Annotated in this window: 18 protein-coding genes; 7 read left to right on the plus strand and 11 right to left on the minus strand. The window is 65.2% G+C overall.

Features of this window, described 5'->3' with window-relative positions; genetic code table 11:
* Positions 1–8: 8 nt before the first annotated feature.
* Entirely contained in the window at positions 9–2,429 is a 2,421-nt protein-coding gene (locus BLR77_RS04470; protein WP_074675651.1) for a TonB-dependent siderophore receptor, read from the plus strand.
* Between the two features lie 33 nt (positions 2,430–2,462).
* Here the strand turns inward: BLR77_RS04470 and BLR77_RS04475 are convergent, their stop codons facing one another.
* The 4 genes from BLR77_RS04475 to BLR77_RS04490 are packed head-to-tail and all read right to left on the minus strand — an operon-like array spanning position 2,463 to position 9,746.
* On the minus strand, positions 2,463–3,971 hold the full coding sequence (locus BLR77_RS04475; protein WP_074675652.1) for an MFS transporter: 1,509 nt from the start codon (positions 3,969–3,971) through the stop codon (positions 2,463–2,465).
* 30 nt (positions 3,972–4,001) lie between these two features.
* On the minus strand, positions 4,002–5,438 hold the full coding sequence (locus tag BLR77_RS04480) for an efflux transporter outer membrane subunit (RefSeq protein ID WP_074675653.1): 1,437 nt from the start codon (positions 5,436–5,438) through the stop codon (positions 4,002–4,004).
* Positions 5,438–8,575 carry a multidrug efflux RND transporter permease subunit gene (locus BLR77_RS04485; RefSeq protein ID WP_074675654.1) on the minus strand — a complete coding sequence of 1,046 codons (3,138 nt, stop codon included), beginning with the start codon at positions 8,573–8,575 and terminating at the stop codon, positions 5,438–5,440. The genes BLR77_RS04480 and BLR77_RS04485 overlap by 1 nt, the downstream gene beginning before the upstream one ends.
* Before the next feature lie 16 nt (positions 8,576–8,591).
* Positions 8,592–9,746 carry an efflux RND transporter periplasmic adaptor subunit gene (locus BLR77_RS04490; RefSeq protein WP_074675655.1) on the minus strand — a complete coding sequence of 385 codons (1,155 nt, stop codon included), beginning with the start codon at positions 9,744–9,746 and terminating at the stop codon, positions 8,592–8,594.
* 161 nt (positions 9,747–9,907) lie between these two features.
* Here BLR77_RS04490 and BLR77_RS04495 point away from each other — a divergent pair, with 161 nt between their 5' ends.
* A complete protein-coding gene (locus BLR77_RS04495; RefSeq protein ID WP_074675656.1) occupies positions 9,908–10,642 on the plus strand; it encodes a response regulator in 735 nt (244 codons plus the stop codon).
* Positions 10,639–11,703 carry an ATP-binding protein gene (locus BLR77_RS04500; RefSeq protein ID WP_074675657.1) on the plus strand — a complete coding sequence of 355 codons (1,065 nt, stop codon included), beginning with the start codon at positions 10,639–10,641 and terminating at the stop codon, positions 11,701–11,703. The genes BLR77_RS04495 and BLR77_RS04500 overlap by 4 nt, the downstream gene beginning before the upstream one ends.
* Before the next feature lie 108 nt (positions 11,704–11,811).
* Here BLR77_RS04500 and BLR77_RS04505 read toward each other — a convergent pair whose 3' ends face one another.
* Genes BLR77_RS04505 through BLR77_RS04530 form a run of 6 tightly spaced genes read right to left on the minus strand, consistent with a single transcriptional unit; the run spans position 11,812 to position 18,198 of the window.
* Entirely contained in the window at positions 11,812–12,771 is a 960-nt protein-coding gene (locus tag BLR77_RS04505) for a D-2-hydroxyacid dehydrogenase family protein (protein WP_074675658.1), read from the minus strand.
* Between the two features lie 14 nt (positions 12,772–12,785).
* Complete coding sequence (locus BLR77_RS04510; RefSeq protein WP_074675659.1) at positions 12,786–14,300, minus strand: tripartite tricarboxylate transporter permease; 1,515 nt, start codon at positions 14,298–14,300, stop codon at positions 12,786–12,788.
* 4 nt (positions 14,301–14,304) lie between these two features.
* Positions 14,305–14,757 (minus strand): tripartite tricarboxylate transporter TctB family protein, encoded by a 453-nt coding sequence (locus tag BLR77_RS04515; RefSeq protein ID WP_074675660.1) that lies wholly within the window; start codon positions 14,755–14,757, stop codon positions 14,305–14,307.
* A gap of 52 nt (positions 14,758–14,809) precedes the next feature.
* Positions 14,810–15,790: a Bug family tripartite tricarboxylate transporter substrate binding protein gene (locus tag BLR77_RS04520; RefSeq protein WP_074675661.1), complete on the minus strand. Its 981-nt coding sequence runs from the start codon at positions 15,788–15,790 to the stop codon at positions 14,810–14,812.
* Between the two features lie 41 nt (positions 15,791–15,831).
* Positions 15,832–17,082, minus strand: coding sequence for an OprD family porin (locus BLR77_RS04525; RefSeq protein ID WP_074675662.1), 1,251 nt, complete (start codon positions 17,080–17,082; stop codon positions 15,832–15,834).
* Between the two features lie 39 nt (positions 17,083–17,121).
* Complete coding sequence (locus BLR77_RS04530; RefSeq protein WP_074675663.1) at positions 17,122–18,198, minus strand: 4-oxalomesaconate tautomerase; 1,077 nt, start codon at positions 18,196–18,198, stop codon at positions 17,122–17,124.
* Positions 18,199–18,410: 212 nt separating this feature from the next.
* Here BLR77_RS04530 and BLR77_RS04535 point away from each other — a divergent pair, with 212 nt between their 5' ends.
* The 3 genes from BLR77_RS04535 to BLR77_RS04545 all read left to right on the plus strand — a co-directional run bounded on the left by BLR77_RS04535 (position 18,411) and on the right by BLR77_RS04545 (position 22,267).
* On the plus strand, positions 18,411–19,343 hold the full coding sequence (locus BLR77_RS04535) for a LysR family transcriptional regulator (RefSeq protein ID WP_074675664.1): 933 nt from the start codon (positions 18,411–18,413) through the stop codon (positions 19,341–19,343).
* Positions 19,344–19,472: 129 nt separating this feature from the next.
* Positions 19,473–21,671 carry an OsmC domain/YcaO domain-containing protein gene (locus BLR77_RS04540; RefSeq protein WP_074675665.1) on the plus strand — a complete coding sequence of 733 codons (2,199 nt, stop codon included), beginning with the start codon at positions 19,473–19,475 and terminating at the stop codon, positions 21,669–21,671.
* A 2-nt stretch (positions 21,672–21,673) separates the two neighbouring features.
* Positions 21,674–22,267: a nucleotidyltransferase family protein gene (locus tag BLR77_RS04545; RefSeq protein ID WP_074675666.1), complete on the plus strand. Its 594-nt coding sequence runs from the start codon at positions 21,674–21,676 to the stop codon at positions 22,265–22,267.
* 53 nt (positions 22,268–22,320) lie between these two features.
* On the opposite strand, the gene BLR77_RS04550 is transcribed toward BLR77_RS04545, so the two are convergent.
* The gene (locus tag BLR77_RS04550) at positions 22,321–23,205 is read right to left on the minus strand and encodes a LysR family transcriptional regulator (RefSeq protein ID WP_074675667.1); all 885 of its coding nucleotides are present in this window, start codon (positions 23,203–23,205) and stop codon (positions 22,321–22,323) included.
* A gap of 106 nt (positions 23,206–23,311) precedes the next feature.
* Here BLR77_RS04550 and BLR77_RS04555 point away from each other — a divergent pair, with 106 nt between their 5' ends.
* On the plus strand, positions 23,312–24,010 hold the full coding sequence (locus tag BLR77_RS04555; protein WP_074675668.1) for a CoA transferase subunit A: 699 nt from the start codon (positions 23,312–23,314) through the stop codon (positions 24,008–24,010).
* Positions 24,011–24,012: the final 2 nt, after the last annotated feature.

Consider the following 24,012-nt stretch of genomic DNA (forward strand, 5'->3'; position numbering starts at 1 on the left):
TATCGATCATGCGCACCTTCGCCGCGCCCTTTGGCTACGCTGTCACGCCCCTGGCCCTGGCCGTTCACCTGACCTTCGCAGGCCTTTTGGGCAGCGTTGTCGCCATGCCTGCGCCCGCTCACGCAGCCGAGCAAGCGCAAACCCACTACGACATCCCAGCCGGCCCCCTGGCCGATGTACTGAACCGTTTCGCGCAACAAGCCGGTGTGCCCCTGGCATTCGAGCCACAACGCCTAGCTGATCTGCAAAGCGCGGGCTTGCACGGTCAGTACGATATCGATTCAGGCTTCGCCACCCTGCTGCGAGGCAGCGGCTATTCAGCCCGCATGGGGAGTAACGGTTATGTCCTGGTTCGCCAGAGCGATAGCCTGGAGCTGAGCGCGACGACCGTGATCGGTGCCAACGAGGAACACCCCAACGAATATGTGGCTGGCTACGTGGCCAAGCGCAACATGAGCGCTACCAAGACCGATACGCCGATCACCGAGACGCCGCAGTCCATTTCGGTGGTGACGAACGATGAGATTCGCGACCGCCAGGCGGAAACCTTGTCCCAGGCGCTGAGCTACACGCCAGGGCTCACCAGCAGCCCGACCAATTTCAACCGCACCGCGGACCGCTTCCGCATCCGCGGCTTCGAGGTCGAATCCGCCACCGGCGGCTCGCTGCGTGACGGCCTGCGCCTGCAGAACAACTCCTACGATGGCATTCAGGAACCTTATGGCCTGGAGCGCGTCGAGGTCATTCGCGGCGCTGCCTCGGTGCTCTACGGCCAGCTCTCGCCCGGCGGCATGATCAATGGCGTCAGCAAGCGCCCGACCGAAACGCCCTTCCATGAGCTGAACCTGCACGTGGGTTCCCATGACCGCAAGCAACTCTCTGCTGACTTCAGCGGCCCGCTGGCCGGCAGCGACACCCTGAGCTATCGCCTGACCCTGCTCAGCCGCAACAGCGACACCCAGCAGGATCATATCAACGACGACAGGTTCTACATCGCCCCGGCACTGACCTGGCGCCCCAACGAAGACACCTCGCTGACCCTGCTGTCCTTCTACCAGAAGACCGATACGCGTTTCCCCGCGCCCCTGCCCTATCAGTTGGTCAAAGGTGTGGGTGACGGCGCTTTCAAGATCGGTCGCCACGATTTCATCGGCGAGCCGGACTACGACGACATGAATGGCGAGATGTCGACTCTGGGCTACGAATTTCAACACCACTTCACCGAAAACTTCACGCTCAACCATAAGCTGCGTTATTACGAAACCGACGTGAAGTGGAGCTATCTGCAAATTCAACCGTCTCCCGCAGCCATTAACTTCTCCGCAAATACCGGCACACTGTTGCGCCGCTACAGTGATCGCCACGAACGTGCGCGGACATGGGCCAGCGATACCAATATCGAATCGAAATGGCAGCTCGGCAACGTCGAGCACACCATGCTGGTCGGTTTCGATGGCTACGACACCTCCTACGACTCACATAACTTCCGTGGCAATGCCCCCAGCCTGGATCTGACCCACTACAACTATGGGCAACCGGTAGTGGTGAACAAGGATCGCAGCCAGGATCGCGGCTCACAGCTCGACACGCTGCAAAAGGGCGTCTATTTCCAGGATCAGATCAAGTTCAACGACAAGTGGATTCTGGTGCTGGGTGGCCGTCATGACTGGGCCGACCAGCAGCAAACGGCGCATAGCAATGATGCCAAGGCCAGCCAGAGTGACGAAGCCACCACCTACCGCGCGGGGCTCGTCTACCTGGCGGACAATGGCCTGGCCCCCTATATCAGCTATAGCGAGTCGTTCTTCCCTGTTTCTGTTGCAGAAGTGACTGGCCAAAGCTTCGCCCCCACCGAAGGCAAGCAATACGAAGTGGGCGTGCGCTATCAGCCCAAGGACAGCAACCTGCTACTCAGTGCCGCCATCTATGAGCTGACCCAAACCAACGTGCTGACGTTGGATAGCAATGACGATCCGAGACAAACTGGCGAGGTTCGCTCGCGCGGTCTGGAGCTGGAAGCCAGGGCGGATGTCACCCAAGCACTCAGCGTGATCGCCTCCTATACCTATACCGATGCACGCACCACCAAGAGCGCGATTGCCACCGAAGTAGATCAGCGTACCGATGATACGCCCTACCACCAGGCCGCCCTGTGGAGCAGCTACGACCTCGTCAACTGGGGCATGCCGCAACTGACCGTGGGCCTCGGCGTTCGCTACATGGGTACAACGCAGGCCTCACTTATGGAGTCGGCCATGCCAGCCTATACCCTGTTCGACGCCATGGCGCGCTACCAGATCGATGACCACTGGGACCTGACCGTCAACGCCAGCAACCTGACCGACAAGCGCTACACGCAGTGCGGGTTCTCCACCTGTCACTACGGTGACGAACGCCAGGTGGTGAGTACGGTGAGCTATCGCTGGTAGCACACCCGGGCCGCCGCCATGGCGGCCCGTTTCTCAGTGGGCGCTCTGCCCACGCTGCCCCTTGAACAACCTGAACACCACGATGGCCAACACGCCGACCACCACGGCCGCGGTGCACAGCAGCACCGAGTGGGTGCTGGAGAACGCCGCCTTGGCCGCGTCGATCAGCGCACTGCCCTGCTCGGCCGGCAACTCGGCAGCGACCAGGTAGCTGTCACCAATCGAGCGCATCACCCGCTCCGCCAGCGGCGCCGCCAACTGTGCCGGCAAGGCGATGGTGTGGCCGTACACGCTGGACATGAACACGCCGAAAAAGGTGATCCCCAACCCCGTGCCCAGCTCGTAGGCGGTGGCCTCCAGAGCGCCCGCGGCCCCGCCCTTGCTGGCCTCCACCGCGCCCATGATGGCAATGGATGAAGCCGTCAGGCCGATGCTCAGCGCCAGCCCCAGCACGGCGAGCATCACCGGCACACTCACGCCCGGCTCATGCAGATCGGCGAACGCCACGAAGCCCAGGGCACCGGCGGAAACCAGCAGCGACAGGCTGGCCACCGCGCGCAGGCCGAAGCGATTGGACAGGTAGCCGGCCAGCGGCCCGCCGACTGCCGCCGCCGCCATGATGGGAATCATGAAGATGCCGGCCTGCAGCGGCGACTTGTCGAGCACGTACTGCAGCTCCATCGCCAAGGTCAGCTCCACACCGGCCAGGGCGCCGATGGCCACCACCGCCATGATCAGTGCGGCCAGCAGTACCGGCCGGCCGAACAGAGACAGATCGAGCATCGGCTCGGTCGCGCGCAGCTGCTGGCGGGCGAACAGGGACAGCAACGCCAGGCCCACGATCAGCACCAGCAGGGTAACCGGCAGCGGCTGGGTGCCGCCGACGCCGGCCTTGATGGCGTAAACCACGCTGATGATGCCGGCAATCAGGATCAGCGCCTGACCGATGGCCCACTTGCCGGGCGTGGTTTCCTCGACGCGTGGCAACAGCACGAAGGCGACCGGAATCACCACCGCCATCACCGGCACGTTGATCAGGAACACCGAGCCCCACCAGAAATGCTCCAGCAGCGCACCGCCCACCAGCGGACCGACCGCCGCGCCTGCAGCGCCAACGGTGCCCCACAAGCCGAGCGCCATGGCCCGCTCGCGCTCATCCTCGAAGGTCCGGCGGATGATGCCCAGCACGCAGGGCATGATCATCGACCCACCGAGGGCCAGCAGTATCCGCGCGGCGATCAGCAGCGCCGGCGTGGGCGCGAACGCCGCCAGCGTCGACGCCACCCCGAACACGCTGAGGCCGGCCAGCAGAATACGCCTGTTGCCCACCCGGTCGGCCAGGGTGCCCATGGGCACCAGCAGGCCCGCCATCAGCAGCGGGTAGATGTCGATGATCCACAGCACCTCGGTGGCCGAGGCGCCGAGCGCCAGTGTCAGCGAGGGCACGGCGATATGCAGGATGGTCATGTCGATGACCACCGGCAGAAAGGCCAGCATGACGGCCAGCAGGATCAGCCAGCGACGAGGTATGACAGCACGCATGGAAAGACTCATAGGCAAGGTGAATGGACTCTACTGAGCGGTCGTGACAGCAGCAATCTCCGCGGCATCGCGCTCGTGCAAGCCGCCACCCAGCGACTTGTACAGCGCCACCCGGTTGGCGATTTCCTCCCGGCGCAGCTCCAGCAGCGCCTGCCGGGCGGACTGCAATTGGCGCTGGGCGTCGAGCAGTTCCAGGCGCCCTTCGACGCCCGCGCAGTAGCGCAGGTCGGACAGCGCCAGGCGCCGCTCGGCAGTGCTCACCGCGCGCAGTTGCGCCTCGATCTGGCGATCGAAGGTGGCGGTGCCGGCCAGGGCATCGGCCACCTCGCGAAAGGCGGTCTGGATGGCGCGCTCGTACTGGGCCACGGCCTCGGACTTGCGCACCTTGGCCAGGCGCAGTTCGGCGCGCAGGCGCCCCCCCTGGAACAGCGGCTGGGAAATCTGCGGGGCGAAACGCCAGACCTGCCGGGCCGGGTCGAACAGCCCACCGAGCGAGGTGCTGGCGTAACCGAAGGAGGCGGTCAGGGAAATCTGCGGGAAGAACGCCGCCCGTGCCGCACCGATATCGGCATTGGCGGCCACCAGCACCTGCTCGGCCTGGCGCAGGTCCGGCCGGTTCAGCAGCAGGTCGGCTGGCAACCCGGCCGGTAGTGGCGCAATCACCGATTGGCGCTCCAGCGGCAAGCCGGCAGGCAGGTCGCCCGGCAGCTCGCTGCCCACCAGCAACTGCAGGGCGTTGTCCGCCTGCGCCAGGGCGCGTCGGCGCGCTTCCAGGTCGGCTTCGGCCAGGGCCACCTGCCCTTCGGCCTGGGCCACGTCCAGGCTGCTGTTCTGTTCGGCCTGCTTGAGCAGGCGTGCCAGTTCCAACGATTGCTGCCAGTCGGTCAGGGTGCGCTCGGTCAGTTGCAGTTGCTCATCGGCCAGACGCTGAGCGAAGTAGGCCTCGGCCACCGCACCGCCCAGGGCGATCTGCGCCGCATCGCGGCCCTGCTCGCTGGCCAGGTAACGGGCCAGCGCGGCATCGGACAGCGAGCGCACACGGCCGAACAGATCCAGCTCGAAAGCGCTGGTGCCGACGTTCACGGCAACCTGGCGATTCACCTCGCGGCGCGATTCGCCGCTGTTGCCCTGTGCCAGGGCCCGCTCGCGCGCGTGGCTGGCATCGAGCGACACCGACGGCAGGCGCGCGGCCTCCTGAATATTGAACATCGCTCGCGCTGCCTCGACGTTCAGTGCCGCCAGGCGCAGGTCGCGGTTATTGGCCAGCGCAAGATCGATCAGCCGTTGCAGGCGCGGGTCGCCGAACATCGCGCGCCAGCCCAATGCGCTGGCCGGCAGCGTCGAAGCCGATGTGGCCGCGGCCACGGGAAAGCTCGCCGCCACCGGTGCGGCCGGGCGCCCCAGGGTCGGCGTCAGCGAGCAGGCGCTCAGGCAGACGAGCAGCGGCAGGGTCAGTAACAAACGCATCACGGGTTCTCCTGAGGCAGCGCGGTGGCGCCACGCTGCGCACGCCAGGCGCTCAAACGCTCCTGCGTGCCGATGACGAAAACGAAGAAAGCCGGCACGAAGAACACCGCCAGCAAGGTGCCACTGAGCATGCCGCCGAACACCCCGGTGCCGATGGCATGCTGGGTTTCGGCGCTGGCACCGGAGGCCAGCATTAGCGGCATCACACCAAGGGTGAAGGCCAACGAGGTCATCAGGATCGGCCGCAGGCGCAGGCGTGCGGCGGTCACGGCTGAGTCGATCAGCGTGCGCCCCTCGCCATGCAGCTGGCGGGCGAACTCGACGATGAGGATGGCGTTCTTCGCCGACAGGCCGATGATGGTGATCATCCCCACCTTGAAGAACACGTCGTTGGGCATGCCGCGCAGCATCACCGCCGCCACCGCACCGAGCAGGCCCAGCGGCACCACCAGCATCACCGCCAGCGGGATCGACCAGCTCTCGTACAGCGCCGCCAGCACCAGGAACACCACCAGCGCCGAAAGCAGCATCAGCAACGGCGCCTGCGCTGCCGACTGACGCTCCTGCAGCGACTGCCCGGTCCAGGCCACGGCGAAGCCCTGCGGCAACTGCGCCACCAGGCGCTCCATCTCGGCCATCGCCGCACCGCTGGACACGCCAGCCGCCGCGCCCCCGGCGATACGCACGGCGGGGAAGCCCTGGAAGCGCATCATCTGCTGCGGCGACTCGCTCCATACCGGCGTCACCACCTCGCGCAGCGGCACCATGCCGCCGCTGGCATTGCGCACGCGCAGGCCGAGCACGTCGTCCAGTTGCATGCGCGCCGGGGCGTCGGCCTGCAGGATGACCTGCTGCATGCGCCCGGCATTGGGGAAGTCGTTGACGTACAGCGAGCCCATGGCCGCCGACAGCGTGCTGCTCACCGCCGCGAAGGACAGGCCCATGGCCTCGGCCTTCTGCCGGTCGATCTCCAGGCGGATGCTCTCGCCGGGTGGCAGGCCATCGGGGTAGACATCGCTGACCACCTCGCTCTGCGCCGCCAGCGCCAGCAATTGCGCCTGCGCGGCCAGCAGCTCGGCCTCGCCACGGTTGGCGCGGTCCTGCAGGAACAGGGTGAAGCCGGAGGAGGTGCCCAGCTCGTCGATGGCCGGCGGCATCAGGCTCATCACCGTGCCTTCGACATTGTCGGCCATGGCCTGTTGCGCCAGCGCGGCTTCTTCGGCCGCCGTGGCGCCATTGCGCTGGTCCCAGTCGTTGAGCATGGTGAAGGCCATGGCCGCGTTGGGACCGGAGCCGGCGAAGCTGAAGCCCAGCACCACCAGATTGGCGTCCAGCCCCGGGCGCGAGGCGACGTGCGTCTCGTAGGCCTTGACCACCTCCAGCGTGCGTTCGCTGGTAGCCCCCGTCGGCAACTGGATGGAGGTCATGAAGTAGCCCTGATCCTCCTCGGGCAGGAATGAGGACGGCAGTTGCGCGGCAGCGATGGCCAGTACCGCGCAGAGCACGGCGAAGGCCACCATCATCCGCCCGCTGCGTCCGACCAGGCGCGCCACCCGCGCCCCATAGCTCGCCGTAAGGCGCTCGAAGGCGCGGTTGAAGGCGCCAAAGAAGCCGCGTTTGTCATGATGATCCGCGCTTACCGGGCGCAGCAGCGTGGCGCACAGCGCCGGCGTCAGGGTCAGGGCGAGGAAGGCCGAGAACAGGATCGACATCGCCATCGACAGGGTGAACTGCTGGTAGATCACCCCCACCGAGCCGCTGCCGAAGGCCATGGGAATGAACACGGCAGTCAGTACCAGGGTGATGCCGATCACCGCACCGGTGATTTCCCGCATTGCCTGCTTGGTCGCCTCTTTCGGCGACAGCCCCTGGGTGGCCATCAGCCGTTCGACGTTCTCCACGACCACGATGGCGTCGTCGACGATGATGCCGATGGCCAGCACCATGCCGAACATGGTCAGCGAGTTGATCGAGAAACCGGCCAGCAACATCACCGCGAAGGTGCCAAGCAGCGCGATGGGCGCGACGATGGCCGGGATCAGTGTGTAGCGCAGGTTCTGCAGGAACAGAAACATCACCAGAAACACCAACACCATGGCCTCGAACAGGGTGTAGATCACTTTCTCGATGGACACCTTGACGAAGGGCGCGGTGTCGAACGGCACCGAGTAGGCCATGCCGGTCGGCATGCTCGGCGCCAGCTCGGCCAGGCGCTCACGCACCTTTGATGCGGTGCGCACCGCGTTGGCCCCGGGCGACAGCTGAATCGCCGCACTGGTGGCGGCCACGCCGTTCTCGCGGTTGGAAAAACCGTAGGACTGCGCCCCCAGCTCGACCCGCGCCACGTCGCCGAGCACCACCTTTGCGCCATCGGCACCGGCGCGCAGCACCACGGCAGCGAACTGCTCCGGCGTGCTCAGTTGCCCCTGCACGGTCAGCGGTACGGTCAGGCGTTGGCCCGGTAACGCCGGCTCGTCGCCGATCCGCCCAGGCGCGATCTGCGCGTTCTGCTGGTCGATGGCCTGGGCCAGCTCGTTCATCGTCAGGCCATAGGCGGTTAGCTTGTTCGGGTCGACCCAGACGCGCATGGCCTGCTCGGCGCCGAACAGTTGCACGCGCCCGACGCCGTCGATGCGGCGCAGCTCCTGAACGATATTGCGCGCCAGGTAGTCATTCAGCGCGACCTCATCGAACTGGCCGTTGGGCGAGGTCAGGCCGACCATCATCAGAAAGCCCGAGGCGGCGGACTCCACTTGCAGGCCGTTCTGCCGCACGGCCTGGGGCAGGCGCGGCTCGACCGCCTTGATACGGTTCTGCACGTCCACCTGGGCCAGCTCCGCATCGGTGCCCGGCTTGAAGGTGGCGGTGATCTGCGCGGTACCCGAGGTGTCGACCGAGGACTCGAAGTACAGCAGGTTCTTCACCCCCGACAGCTCGCGCTCGACCAGGCTCACCACCGAGTCGTTGAGCGTCTGCGGGGTGGCCCCCGGATAGGTGGCGTAGAGGGTTACCGAGGGTGGCGCCACCGACGGGTAGCGGGCGATGGGCAACTGCGGGATGGCGATGACGCCAGCCAGTACGATGAACAGGGCGATCACCCAGGCGAACACCGGACGGTTGATAAAGAACTGCGGCATGACTGATTCTCCGAACTCAGCGCGCGACGGCGCTGAGCTGTTCGCGGGCGACGGCGGGCTGCCAGGCGCGCGTGGCAACCTGGGCGTCGGGACTCAGGCGCTCGATGCCCTCGACCACCACCTGCTGTCCGGCGCTGAGCCCGGACACCACGCGGTAACGGCGCTCGACCAGCTCACCGAGCTCGATACGCACCGGCTGCACCTGGCCCTGGGCATCGACCACCCACACGCTGGCCTGGCCAGCCGTGCGGGTCACTGCCTGCTGCGGCACGCTGAGGGCGGCGGGGTAATGCGCGCGGGGAATCCGCGCCTGCACGTAGAGGCCTGGCAGCAAGCGGCGTTGCGGGTTGTCCACCAGCACGCGCAGTAGCACGTCGCCGGTGCCTGCATCCACCTCGATGCCAGAGAACAGGATGCGCCCGCGCATGCCCAGCGGCTTGCCATCGCTGCCGAGGATCTCCACGCTCAGCTCCGGCGTCGCCGAGCCGGCCTGCTGACGCAGCGCGTCCAGTATCGAGGCGGACTGGCGCACGTCGACGTACACCTGGTCGATCTGCTGGATGCGCGCCATGGGCGTGGCATCGGTGGGCGATACCAGCGCCCCTTCGCTGACCAGCGCCTGGTCGATGCGCCCGGCAATTGGCGCCTCGACGCTGGCGAACTGCAGGTCCAGCTTGCGCCGCGCCAGCGTCGCACGGGCCTGAGCCACATCCGCGGCGGCCTGCTCGCGCTGCGCCACGGCGTCGTCATACAGCTGGCGGCTGACCGCTTCGGCCTGCACCAGAGAGGTCAGGCGCTCAGCCTGCACCCGCGCCCGCGACAACACGGCCTCGGCGCGCTGCAAAGCAGCAGCGGCACTGTCGACCTCGGCCTTGAACGGCGCCGGGTTGATCTGGAACAGCACAGCACCGGCCTTGATTTCGGCGCCCTGCTCGAACAAACGGCGCTGCACGATGCCACCGATCTGCGCGCGAATCTCGGCGCTACGCACGGCCGCCACGCGTGCCGGCAGATCCTCGCTGACCGACAGTTCGTGCGCCTCAAGCGTCAGCACTGAAACCTGCAGCGGTGCGGGTGCTGTCCCCCCCTGCTGCACCGCATCGCACCCAGCCAATGCCAATACGGCAAGCCCTGCGAGCACGCTGCTCAGATGCCGGTATTTGCTGCCCATAACCCACTCCTCATTACCCACTACGCTCCGCTGACCTGATGGCGACCGGGAGCTGATCGAGGCTGCAGTCTGGAACAGCGCTGTTGCGAATGATTCGAGGCTTTGTGGAGAAAGCATGGAGGGCGCGATAACATTCAGCGCCATCGTCTGCGAGCCCGCCCATGTCCGATCCCCACGCGCGCACCAGCCCCGCCTCCCCCGCCACGGCACTGGTGCTGATCGCCGAGGATGAAGCCGAGATCGCCGACATCCTTATCGCCTACCTGCAACGCAGCGGGCTGCGCACTCAGCACGCCAGCGACGGCCAGCAGGCGCTGGCCCTGCACAAGACGCTCAAGCCCGATCTGCTGCTGCTCGACGTGCAGATGCCGGTCCTCGATGGCTGGAAGGTGCTCAGCGAAATCCGCTCTCGTGGCGACACCCCGGTGATCATGCTCACCGCACTGGACCAGGACATCGACAAGCTGATGGGTCTGCGCCTGGGCGCCGACGACTACGTGGTCAAACCCTTCAACCCGGCCGAGGTGGTGGCGCGGGTGCAGGCAGTGCTGCGGCGCACGCGGGCGAGCGCGCCTGCCGCGACGCAGATGCTGCGCGTCGGCCCGTTCCAGATCGACCTGGACAACCACGAGGCCAGCGTACAACGCGATGGCCAAACGCAGACGCTGGAGCTGACCCTGACCGAGTTCAAGTTGCTGGCCTGCCTGATGCGTGCGCCGAAACGGGCATTCAGCCGCGCCGAACTGCTGGTCAACTGTTTGCCCGAAGGCGACACCCAGGAGCGCACCGTGGACAGCCACGTCAGCAAGCTGCGCAAGAAGCTCGAGGCGCTCGACATCCAGGGCGTGCCAGCCAGCGTCTGGGGCGTGGGTTATCGCTTCGGCGCCGAGCCATGAAGCCGACACCAGGGTTGCGCCGGCAGATCATCCAGTCCCTGGCGGTGATGGCGCTGGGCATCATCTGCCTATCGGTGATCGGCACCTATGTGTTCTACGCCCTTGCCGTGACCTACCTGCCGGACAGCATCTCCGAAACCTGGATGCCCTCGCGGGTAGAGATGATCTGGATCGGCTGCACCATCGCCGCCGCACTGGGCATGTCGGTGTACGTCGCCATTCGCCTGTCACGACGCCTGATTACCCCGCTGAACTCGGTGGCGCACAGCCTGCGCGAAGTGGCTCAGGGCAACCTCACCGCCCGCGCGCCGCTGGACGAACAGGCAATGGGCGAGACCGCGCAACTGGTGCGCGACTTCAACGCCATGGCCGAGCGCCTGCAGAGCATGACCCGCGAGCGCGAATTCTGGAACGCCGCCATCGCCCACGAACTGCGCACGCCGGTGACCATTCTGCGCGGCCGCCTGCAAGGCCTGGCAGAAGGCGTGTTCAGCCCCAGCAGCGAGCTGTTCGAGGGCCTGCTGCGCCAGGTAGAGGGACTCAATCGTCTGATCGAAGACTTGCGTGTATTGAGCCTCAACGACAGCGGCCACCTGGAAGTGCAACGGGTCAGCGTCAGGCTGGCCGCTGAACTGGGCAGCGTGCTGCAGGCTTTCGCCACGCCCCTGGCGGAAAAGGGCTTTCACCTGCACCAGGAACTGGACGCCGTCCTGCTGGTGGAGTGCGATGCCGTACGCATCCGCCAGGCACTGATGGCGCTGCTGGAAAACGCCCTGCGCCATGCCGACCCGGGCAACCTGCGGGTGCGCCTGGAGCAGGTCGGTGACGACTGCCAGTTGAGCGTGGAAGACGACGGCCCCGGCATCGACAGCGCCCTGACCATCAATATCTTCGAAGCCTTTCGTCGTGGCGACCCTTCGCGCTCGCGCAAGAGCGGTGGCAGCGGCCTGGGCCTGGCGGTGGTCAAGGCCATCGTCGAGGCGCATGGCGGGCAGGTCTTCTGGCAGGCCTCGGCCAAGGGTGGCAGCCGCTTCGTGTTGAGCTGGCCATTGCAGCCATAGAAACAGCCGCCCGAAGGCGGCTGCGTGACAGGCGACTAGAGCGTGGTTAGGTGCAAACCGAGCAGATCGCGTTGAAAGCGGGATGCTCGCATGTTCCGCGAGGGAAAATCAGGGGCACTTGACCGTGCCCGTGGCGGCCACCTTCGTCGCAAACGCCCTGACATTGGCAAAGGCTTCACCGAAGTAGGCTTCGTAGCTGTGTTTTTCGACATAGCCCAGATGTGGGGTGCAGAGAATGCGCGGATGAGCCAGCAGTGGATGATCGGCCTGCAGGATCGGCTCCTGCTCGAACACATCCAGCGCTGCCTGACCAGGGCGGCCACGGTCCAGCGCAGCGAGTAGTACTCCGGGAGCGATCAGTTCGGCACGGCTGGTATTGACCAGCAGGGCGTCAGGTTTCATTCGCGCCAGGTCGGTAGCGCTCACGCAATGCCGGGTCGCGGGCACCAGGCGCAGGTGCAGGCTGAGCACATCGGCCTGTTCGAAGAAGGCTTCGCGCGTCGGCGCCGCCTCGTATCCATCGGCGATGGCGGCCTGGCGCGAGGCCTCGCTGCCCCACACCAGCACGCGCATGTCGAAGGCGCGCGCATAGCGCGCCAAGCGCTGGCCGATCTTGCCGTAGCCCCAGATACCCAGCGTCTGGCCATACAGACGCCGGCCCAGGTTGACCTGCCAGTGCCCGGCATACAGACCGTTCATGGCTTCGCGCAGCTGACGCCGGGCATTGAGGATCAGCGCCCAGGTCAGTTCGGCCGCAGCGATGGGCGAGCCGGTGCCCTCGGCGACGGTCACGCCGCGCTCGCGGCACGCCTCCAGATCGAGATGCGGACCGGCTCGCCCGGTCTGGCTGATCAGCTTCAGCTTGGGCAGGCGTGCCAGCAGCGCGGCATCGATACGCGTGCGCTCGCGGGTCAGCACCAGCGCCTCGGCATCGGCGAAACGCTCGGCCAGCACGTCCGGATCGCTGGCGGCATCGTGATACACGCGAACATCGAAGCCCTCCAACAGGCTGAAACAATCGAGCTGTTGCACGACCCGCTGATAGTCATCCGGTATCACGATACGCATGCCAACCCTCCGAATCAGACCACGCTGGCGGCGCGGCCCTGCTGACGACGCGCACGCCAGGCGCGCCAGAATGGCAGCACGATCATCACTGCCACCAGCGCCCAGACCACCCAGGTGATCGGGCTGGCGTACAGGATACCGAGAGCACCGCTGGACAGGGACAACGCCCGGCGCAGGTTCTGCTCCATCATCCCGCCGAGGATGAAGCCCAGCAGGATCGCCGACAGCGGGAAGTCCAGCTTGCGCATGACATAGCCGAAGATGCCGATGGCGATCATCAGGTACAGGTCGAAGGTGGTCGCGTGCACCGCGTACACACCGATGGCGGTAATGATCGCCACTGCCGGCACCAGCGCCCAGTAAGGCACGGCCAGCACCTTGGTGAAGACCTTGATCATCGGCACGTTCATGACGATCAGCATGATGTTGGCGACGAACAGCGAGGCGATCAGGCCCCAGACGATGTCCGGCTGGTTCTGGAACAGCAGCGGCCCCGGGGTGATGTTGTACAGCGTCAGGGCGCCGAGCATCACCGCAGTGGTGCCCGACCCTGGCACGCCGAGGGTCAGCATCGGCACCATGGAGCCGCAGGCAGCAGCGCTGTTGGCGGTTTCCGGTGCGGCCAGGCCGCGCAGGTCGCCATTGCCGAATTTGTTGTCCTTCACCGCCATGCGCTTCTCGCTCATGTACGACACCGCGCTGGCCAGGGTCGCGCCGGCACCTGGCAGCACGCCAAGGACGAAACCGACCACGCCACTGCGCAGGTTGGTGGCAAGCACGAAGCCGCCCTCCTTCATGCTGAACAGCATCCGCCCGCTGGCCTTGATCGCCTTCTGCCCATGATGGGTACGCTCGAGCAGCACCAGCAGCTCACTGACCGAGAACAGCCCCAGCACCAGCACCACGAACTGAATGCCATCGGCCAGGCCCAGGCTGCCGAAGGTGAAGCGATAGACGCCGCTGTTGGCGTCGATGCCCACGCACGACAGCAGCAGGCCGATCAGCGCCGCGACGGCAGTCTTCAGGGGTTTGTTGCCCGCCATCCCGGCCAGGCAGGTGATGGCGAACACCATCAACACGAAATACTCGGCGGGGCCGAATGCCACGGCCCACCTGGCCAGCAGCGGCGCGAACAACACGACGCCAGCGGTGGCGATCAGGCCGCCGATGAACGAGCTCCAGGCCGACAGGGAAAGTGCGACACCGGCCTGGCCCTGACGGGCGAGCGGGTAGCCATCGAGGGTGGTCATCACTGCGGATGCTTCACCGGGAATGTTGAGCAGGATCGAGGAAATACGACCGCCGTATTCGCAGCCCAGGTACACCGCGGCAAGCAGAATCAGCGCGGTTTCCGGCGGCAACCCCAAGGCGAAGGCGACCGGAATCAGCAGGGCCACGCCGTTGATCGGGCCGAGGCCCGGCAGCAGGCCGACGACGGTGCCGATCAGGGTGCCGCACAGGGCAGTTAGAAGGTTGTAGGGGCTTAGCGCCACGCCGAAGCCATGGCTGAGATAACCGAGAGTATCCATGGGTTCAGCTCTCCAGGGTCGAAAGGATGCCAAGCGGCAGCGGTACGGCAAGGGCTTTGTCGAACAGCAGGTAGAGGCCGACAGCCAACACCACACCGCTGATCAGGCTGTGCAGCCAACTGCCGCCATACAGGCGCGCCATGCCGATGCCGAACAGCACGCTGGCGGGAATGAAACCGAGCGATTCGAACAGCACCGCGTAGCCGATCATCAGGCCGAGAAACACCAGCGCCTTGACCATCACTTCGCGGTTCAGGGGCGGCTCTTCGCCTTGCACGTCGCCGGCCGGCTGGAGCAGCAATTGCAGGCAGCCAAAGGCGATCAGCAGTAACAGCAGCAACGGGAAGGCCTTGGGCCCGACCGGCTCGTAGGAAAACGGGGCGCTGTAACCCCAGGCGAAAAATCCCAGGATGCAGCAAAGCAGCAGGGTCACCCCCGCAAAGATACGGTCATGCATGTGGATGCGCTCCAGAACGCTGCGCCGTCAGTGACGGCGCATGGGAACTCTGTTACTCGACCAGGCCGAACTCACGACCCAGCTTGCGGTACTCCTCAACCTGACTCTTGACCAGCGCATCCAGCTCCGGCCCTGTCACGTAGTAAGGCAGTACATCGCGGTCGGCCAGGTAGGCCTGAAAGTCGCTGGAGGCGGCGAGCTTGGCGAAACGCTCCTGCCACCAGGCCACATCTTGCTCTTTCACGTCAGGACCGAGGAAGTAGCCGCGAATCAGCGGCCACTGGATCTCGTAGCCCTGCTCGCGCGCGGTGGGGATCGAAGCCAGATCGCCGCCAAGGCGCTCTTCGCTGAAGACCGCCAGGGTGCGGATCTTGTTGCCCTGCTGCGCCCGGATCTCACTGGCGCTGCCGGTGACCAGGCCCACATGGCCGCCCATCAGCGCCATGTAGTGCTCCGCGCCGCCCTCGAACGCCGCGTAACGCAGCTCGCGCGGATCGACACCCGCAGCGCGGGCCAACAGAGCGATCTTCACCCAGCCCTGCCCACCGACACTGCCACCGCCGCCAACCACGATGCTTTTCGGGTCTTTCTTCAGCGCCTGCACCACGTCATCGAGGTTCTTGTAAGGCGAATCGTCACGCACAGCCAAGGTGCCGTAATCGTTGCCGACGGTGGCCAGCCATTTCACTGCGTTCTCGTCGAAACGACCGTACTTGCCCAGCGCCAGATTGAGCAACGAGGCGCCGGAGAAGGCCACCAAGGTGCCGGGCTCGGCACGACGGTTGGCGGCGATGGAGTTGTAGGCCACGGCGCCGATGCCGCCAGGCATGTAGGTCACGCGCATCGGCGCCTTGAGCAGGCCTTCATCCTTGAAACCGGCCTGGGCCAGCTTGCAGGTCAGGTCGAAACCGCCGCCTGGTTTGCTCGGGGCGATGCACTCCGGACGAGAGGGTTCGCCAGCCAGTACCGAGCCACTGGCAAGCAATACGGCGAGGGATAGCGGCAGAATGCGGCGAATGGAGCAGGTGATCATGATGGGTTCCTCTTATTGGTCTTGTATGTACAGCCGATGCATTACCAGAGCGGCACGATATAACTCAGGATCAGGCGATTCTCGTCCAGATCACGGACGAAGCTCGACCGGTAGGTGGCGTTTCTCCAGGTCACCTTCAGATTCTTCAGCGGGCCATCACCGAAGGCGTAGGCGATATCGGTGTCACGTTCCCACTCACGCCCTTCGCCTACCGCCAGGTCGACCTGATCGCCGCGCACGTAGCGGGTCATGAAGGTCAGGCCGGGGACGCCGACCTTGGCAAAGTCGAAGTCGTAACGCAGTTGCCAGGAACGCTGGTTGGGGCCGGCAAAATCGTTGATCTGCAGGAAGTTGGTCAGGTAAGGCGTGGCCCCGTTGACGTAGGTAAAACCATCGTCACCGAGCATCTTCTGGTAAGCCAGCCCGAGGGCATGACCCGCGACGCTGTAGGTGAACATGGCATTGATGGCCCGGTTATCGATATCGCCGACCCGCTCCCGCCCGGCCTCGCTGTTGTTGAAGTAGCGCAGGTCGCTTTTCAGCTTGCCGGCGCCCAGCGCCAGATTGTGCTGCACGCCGAGGAAGTGCTGGCGATAGACGTCGCTCAGTTCTGCGTAGTGATAACTGGCAAGCAACTGCGGGTTGACCGCATAGTCGACACCGCCGAAGCGCAATTCATCACTTTCCGGGCTGCCGCCGAAACGGCCGTTCTTGTTGTTCAGCGTCAGCTTGTCGGAGCCGGAGACATTGCGCTGCACCACGCGGTCGATCTCACCCAGGGTGAAAGTGGCGCGCTCGAGATCCTTGCTCTGCACCTGCCAGCCCTCGAACGTCTGAGGCAGCAGACGCGAGTTGCTGTATTGCAGGTAGGGCATCTTCGGCAGCAGCGTACCCACACGCAGCTGGCTTTCGGCGAAACGCACCTTGCCGGTTACGCCGAGCTTGCTGTAGTCGTCCTCGGGGCGATTACGGCTGTCACGCGGCAGCAGGTCGGTGCCACTGCGATCCGGTGAAGAGTCGAGCTTGAGGCCCAGCATGCCGATGGCATCGACGCCGAAACCCACGGTGCCCTGGGTGAAGCCGGACTCCAGGTTGAGAATGAAGCCCTGCGCCCATTCTTCACGCTTGTTCTGCCCGGCATTCTCACGAAAGTCGCGGTTGAGGTAGAAGTTGCGCAGCTCCAGGCTGGCCTTGCTGTCCTCGATGAAACCGGCGGCGTTGGCACCGACTGCAGGCAACGCCATGACCGTCATACCGACGACGGAGCAGCTGAGGGATTTTTTTCTTGTCATTGTGGTTGGCCCTACGGGTGTGGTTGTGGTGAAGCGAAATCAGGTGCCGGTGCGCCGCAGGCTGGGGATGTACACCTCACCCGAGAACAGACGGCGAGCGGTGCGCACCAGCGAGGCGCGCAGGTGCTCGGGGTTGCCGTCAGCGGCAGGCTGCAGGGAAACCTCGATCTGCCCGCCCGGATGCTCCAGACGCACCAGCGCCTCGCCTTCGATGGGCGCGATGTCCTGGGCGACGCTGCCGGGCAGCGCGCAAGCGGTGGCCAGGCCGATGGCCCCGGTGGCGGCGACCGAGCGGTGGCAGTTGTGCGGCATGAAATAACGCACGCTCAGCGTGCCACCATGTCGCGCCGGGGCCAGCAGCACCGGCTTGGGGATGACCATCTGCGCAACGTCACCGAACCCCATGGCCAGGCCGGCCTGCAGGCGGATGCGTTCCAGGCGCTGGAGAAAGGCGCTGTCGGCATCCAGTTCGGCCGGCGACTCGTAGCCGGTCTTGCCCAGTGCCTCGGCATGCATCAGCACCATGGGCATGGCCATGTCGATACAGGTCACCTGGACACCGTCGAACTCGTCACGCACGCGGCCGGTGGGCAGCAGGCGGCCGGTCTTGGCGCCAGCGGCGTTGAGGAAGGTCAGCTTGATCGGCGCGGCAGTGCCGGGCACGCCGTCGATGGCGGTATCGCCGTCATAGCGCACGCGGCCGTTAGGGGTCATCACGTCGGAATCGACGAAGGTGTTGGTGTTGAGGTTGCGAATGCGCACCCGGGTCATCGGCGAGCCGGCATTGACCAGGCCATGCTCGATGGCGAAAGGGCCGATGGCGCAGAGCATGTTGCCGCAGTTGGGCGCAGTGTCGACGCGACGCTGGGTGACCATGACCTGCACGAACAGGTAGTCGACATCGGCGTCCGGATGCGGCGAACGACTGACGATCGCCACCTTGCTGGTCTGCGGGCTGCCGCCACCGATGCCGTCGATTTCCAGCTCGTGGCCAGAGCCCATCAGGCTGAGCAATACCTCGTCGCGCTGTTGCGGGTCCGTGGGCAGGTGATTGGCCAGAAAGACCGGCCCTTTCGAAGTACCGCCTCGCATAAGTACACAAGGTACCGTCCGCATGATGCCTCCAACGCAATAAAACCAGTGATTGTTGCTTTGCGTCGATTATGAGGAGCGGATATTTATTCTGTAAAATGCATATATTTCGATATTTATTCCATTTTACGCATTAATGCATACGCGTATTTCCCCGCTTGCCAGTCCTGAGCCGAAAGACTAGGGTTCATTGCTAACTTTCAAACAAAAATACGCACGACTGATAACCCAAGCGCATGAATTACGAACTGCAAGACATCCGCGCTTTCGTGAAAATCGCCGAGTTCGGCAACTTTCACGAGGCCGCCAACGCCATCCATCTGTCGCAGCCGGCACTGACACGACGCATGCAGAAGCTGGAAGAAAGCCTCGGCATCCAGTTGCTGGACCGCACCACGCGCCGCGTCAGCCTGACGGCCGTGGGCCGGGATTTTCTGCCCAAGGCACAGCGCCTGCTGGACGATTTCGAGCGTTCGATCCTCGGCATCCGCGAACTGGCCGAGCGCCAGTCCGGCCAGGTCACCCTCGCCTGCATCCCGACCGCAGCCTTCTACTTCCTGCCGACGGTGATCCGTACCTTCAACCTGCAGTACCCGAAGATCCGCATCCGTATCCTCGACCTCAGCGCTCACGAGGGGCTGGAAGCGGTGATTCGCGGCGAAGCGGATTTCGGCATCAACATGCAGAGCGGACAGAGCGCGGAAATCGACTTCACCCCGCTGGTCAACGAGCCCTTCGTGCTCGCCTGCCGGCGCGACCACCCCCTGGCCAAGCAGCCGGAAGTGGCCTGGCGCGAGCTCAGCGACTACCGCCTGATCGGCGTCGGCCGCCTCAGTGGCAACCGCGTGCTGCTCGATCACGGCCTGGCCCATCTCGACTGGCGCCCGAGCTGGTTCTACGAAGTGCAGCACCTTTCGACCTCACTGGGCATGGTCGAAGCCGGCCTGGGCATCGCTGCCCTCCCCAGCCTGGCGATGCCGGCCGAAGACCATCCGATTCTGGTCAGCCGGCCGCTGGTCGATCCGGTGATCAGCCGCACCCTGGGCCTGGTGCGCCGCCGCGGCTCTTCGCTGTCGCCGGCAGCGGAACAGTTCGTCGAAACCCTGCTGCGGCAATGGCCGAGCTACACCTCCATCGGCACCAGCAGCCCCACCGAACTCGACAGCTGAGCCCTCGCTCGGACCGGCGTTGCACTCGCCGCCGGTCCGGCGCGCCTTCATCGCCAGCAGCCAAGCAAGACAGACCGCCGAAAACCCGGATAATGGCGGCCATTTTGTTTCGCTCGCTGGTACTGCCCCATGGAAATCAAGGTCAACTTTCTCGACAACCTGCGCCTGGAGGCCAAGTTCGACGACTTCACGGTGATCGCCGATCAACCGATCCGCTACAAGGGCGACGGTTCGGCGCCGGGGCCGTTCGACTATTTCCTGGCTTCGTCGGCGCTGTGCGCAGCGTACTTCGTCAAGCTGTACTGCCAGACCCGCGACATCCCCACCGAGAACATTCGCCTGTCGCAGAACAACATCGTCGACCCGGAGAACCGCTACGCGCAGATCTTCAAGATCCAGGTCGAGCTGCCGGCGGACATTTCCGAGAAGGACCGACAGGGCATCCTGCGCTCGATCGACCGCTGCACCGTGAAGAAGGTGGTGCAGCAGGGCCCCGAGTTCATCATCGAGGAGGTGGAAAACCTCGACGCCGATGCCCAGGCACTGCTGATGCCGGTGAGTGACACCACCACCTACATCCCGGGCAAGGACCTGCCGCTGGAGCAGACCATCGCCAATATGTCGGGCATCCTCGCGGAGCTCGGGATGAAGATCGAGATCGCCTCCTGGCGCAATATCGTGCCCAACGTCTGGTCGCTGCACATTCGCGATGCGCAGTCGAACCTGTGCTTCACCAACGGCAAGGGCGCAACCAAGGAAAGCGCCCTGGCCTCGGCCCTCGGCGAGTTCATCGAGCGGCTGAACTGCAACTTCTTCTACAACGACCAGTTCTGGGGCGAAGACATCGCGGGCGCCGAGTTCGTCCACTACCCCAACGAGCGCTGGTTCAAGCCGGGCCCGAAGGATGCGCTGCCCGAAGAGATCCTCGACGAGCACTGCCGGGCCATCTTCGATCCGGACGGCGAACTGCGCGGCTCGCACCTGTTCGACACCAACTCGGGCAACACCGCACGCGGCATCTGCTCGCTGCCGTTCGTGCGCCGCAGCGATGGCGAGACGGTGTATTTCCCGTCCAACCTGATCGAGAACCTGTACCTGTCCAACGGCATGAGCGCCGGCAACACACTGGCCGAGGCCCAGGTGCAGTGCCTGTCGGAGATCTTCGAGCGGGCGGTGAAACGCGAGATCCTCGAAGGCGAGCTGTGCCTGCCGGACGTGCCGCAGGAGGTGCTGGCCAAGTACCCGGGCATCGTCGCCGGCATCCAGGGCCTGGAGGAACAGGGCTTCCCGGTGCTGGTGAAGGATGCCTCGCTCGGCGGCGAATTCCCGGTGATGTGCGTGACCCTGATGAACCCTCGCACCGGCGGCGTGTTCGCCTCCTTCGGAGCGCACCCGAGCCTGGAAGTGGCGCTGGAGCGCAGCCTCACCGAACTGCTCCAGGGGCGCAGCTTCGAAGGCCTGAATGACCTGCCGCAGCCGACCTTCGACAGCCTGGCGCTGACCGAGCCGAACAACTTCGTCGAGCACTTCATCGACTCCAGCGGCGTGGTGTCCTGGCGCTTCTTCGGCGCCACGCCGGACTTCGAGTTCGTCGAGTGGGACTTCTCCGGCGAAGGCGCCGACTCCAACGAGCAGGAGGCCGCGACCCTGTTCGGCATCCTCGAGGCCATGGGCAAGGAAGTCTACGTGGCCACCTTTGATGACCTAGGCGCCAACGCCTGCCGCATCCTGGTGCCGGGCTACTCGGAGATCTACCCGGTCGAGGACCTGATCTGGGACAACACCAACAAGGCGCTGCTGTTCCGCAAGGACATCCTCAACCTGCACGCCCTGAGCGACCGCGAACTGAAGTCGCTGCTGCGCAACCTCAACAACACCGAGGTCGACGACTACACCGACATCACCACGCTGATCGGCATCGAGTTCGACGACAACACGGTGTGGGGCCAGCTGACCATTCTCGAGCTGAAGCTGTTGATCAACCTGGCGCTGAAGAAATACGACGACGCCAAGGAGCTGGTCGAGGCCTTCCTGCAGTACAACGACAACACCGTCGAGCGCGGCCTGTTCTACCAGGCGGTCAACGCCGTGCTGGAGATCCAGCTGGACGACGATCTGGAGCTGGCCAACTTCGAGCACAACCTGCGGCGCATGTTCGGCAACGAGCGCATGGACGCGGTGATCGGCTCGGTGGACGGCAGCGTGCGCTTCCATGGCCTGACCCCGACCAGCATGAAGCTCGAAGGCCTGGACAAGCACCTGCGCCTGATCGACAGCTACAAGAAACTGCACGCTGCGCGCGCCAAAGCAGCGGGCCTGGCCGGCTGAGCATGGCCAGCGAGCACCCTGCCCAGGGCGTGGCCGCACTGATGTTGGCGGCCGGGTACAGCCGCCGCTTCGGTGCCGACAAGCGCCGGCTCGTGCTCGACGACGGCCGCTCGCTGCTGGCAGCCAGCCTGGCACTGCCCTGTTCGATGCTCGAAGAAGTCTGGCTGGTGCTGCGCCAGGACGAGTCCATCACGGAGCTGGGATTACCCGCCAGCATCAAGCTCGTCCAGCATCCGCTAACGGCCCAGGGCATGGGCCACAGCCTGGCCGCAGGCGCCGAGCGACTGCTGGTCGAATCCGACGCTGATTCCGTGGCGATCTTTCTCGCCGATATGCCGCTGATCCGTCGCGACAGTCTGGAAACTCTGCTCACCTACGCCAACGCAGACAAAATCGTACTGCCCAGCTACCAGGGCAAACGCGGCCATCCGGTGCTGTTCGGCCGCGATTTCTGGCCACAACTTGCCGCACTGAGCGGCGATGCCGGCGCCAAGACCGTGCTGCAGCACAACGCCGAAGCCGTACAGATCATCGAGCTGGACGATCCTGGCGTACTGCAGGACATCGACACCCCGGCAGACCTGATTCAGCTCTAGATTCGTAGGGCGGGTGCAACCCGCCACAACGCAGGTGGCGGGTTTCACCCGCCCTACTGCCCAGCCTGACGCAACAACACCTCACTCAAGGCCTGCGCCGCGCTGGACAGCTGGCGCCCGGCCTGGTGCAGCAGGCCGACGCGACGCGACACCTGCGGCTCGCTCAGCGGCAGGCAGCGGGCGCCCAGTTCTTCCATCTGCTGCCGGCACAGTTGCGGTACGGCGCTGACGCCAAGGCCTTCGGCAACCATACGGCCGACCGTCACCAACTGATGGCTCTCGAACGCCACCGGCAGTCTGCCGTGGCGGGCGATCACGCTGTCCTCCAGCAGCAGGCGCACCGCCGAAGGGCGTTGCAGGGTGATGAAGGGTTGCTCCAGCAATTGCGCCCAGATCAGCGCGGCTTGCTCGGCCAGCTCGCTATCTGCTGGCACCACGGCGACGAAACGATCCTCGTACAGCGGTGTGAACTGCAGGCCATCGAGGGTCGCCGGTTCGAAGGCGATGCCCAGCTCGACACGGCCGTCGCGCACCATCTCCATCACCTGCTCGTTGATCACGTCATGCACCGCCACGTTGACCCGTGGGTAGGCGTCGCGAAAGGCGCGCAGCGCCGCCGGCAGGCGGTTGCCGGCGAACGACGGCATGGCCGCCACCGCCACCTTGCCCATCTGCAGGGTGAAGTGCTGGCGCAGCAGGTCCTCGGCGTTGTCCCAGTCGGCCAGCAGACGCACGGCGATGGGCAGCAGCGTCTCACCCTCAGGGGTCAACGCCACGCTGCGGGTGGTGCGCACCAGCAACTGGCCGCCAAGCGATTGCTCCAGGTTCTTGATCGCCAGGCTCAGCGCCGGCTGCGACAGGTGCAGGCGCTCGCAGGCCTGGGCGAAACTCAGGCTCTGCGCCACGGCGAGAAAAGCGCGTAGCTGCTTGACGGTCATTGATTTATTTACCTGATCAATCAAGAGGAAAAACAAACTTAACAAATAAGCCCATAGCGCAGAAGCTTGGCCTCACCCCAGATAACAACAAAAGAGGCAGCCTCGAATGAGCGGACTCGACAAACGCGTCGGCAGCTACGCAGAAGCCCTGGACGGCCTGCAGGACGGCATGACCGTGCTGGCCGGCGGTTTCGGCCTGTGCGGTATCCCCGAGAACCTGATTGCCGAGATCCGCCGCCGTGGCGTGCGCGATCTGACCGTGGTGTCCAACAATTGCGGCGTCGACGGTTTCGGCCTCGGCGTGCTGCTGGAAGACCGGCAGATCCGCAAGATGGTCGCCTCCTACGTCGGCGAGAACGCCCTGTTCGAACAGCAACTGCTGTCCGGCGAGCTGGAAGTCGAACTCACCCCGCAAGGCACCCTGGCCGAGAAGCTGCGCGCCGGCGGCGCCGGCATCCCCGCCTTCTTCACCGCCACCGGCTACGGCACCCCGGTCGCCGAGGGCAAGGAAGCGCGCGAGATCAACGGCCGCCACTACATCCTCGAGCCGGCCATCACCGGCGACTTCGCCATCGTCAAAGGCTGGAAGGCCGACCATTTCGGTAACGTGGTCTACCGCCACACCGCGCAGAACTTCAACCCGGTGGTCGCCACCGCCGGACGCATCACCGTGGTCGAGGTCGAGGAGATCGTCGAACCCGGTGAGCTCGATCCGACGCAGATTCATACCCCCGGCATCTACGTCGACCGGCTGATCTGCGGCAGCTTCGAGAAACGCATCGAAAAACGCACCCTGCGCAGCTGAGG

This window comes from Ectopseudomonas alcaliphila (genome assembly GCF_900101755.1).
Classification (GTDB): Bacteria; Pseudomonadota; Gammaproteobacteria; order Pseudomonadales; family Pseudomonadaceae; genus Aquipseudomonas; species Aquipseudomonas alcaliphila.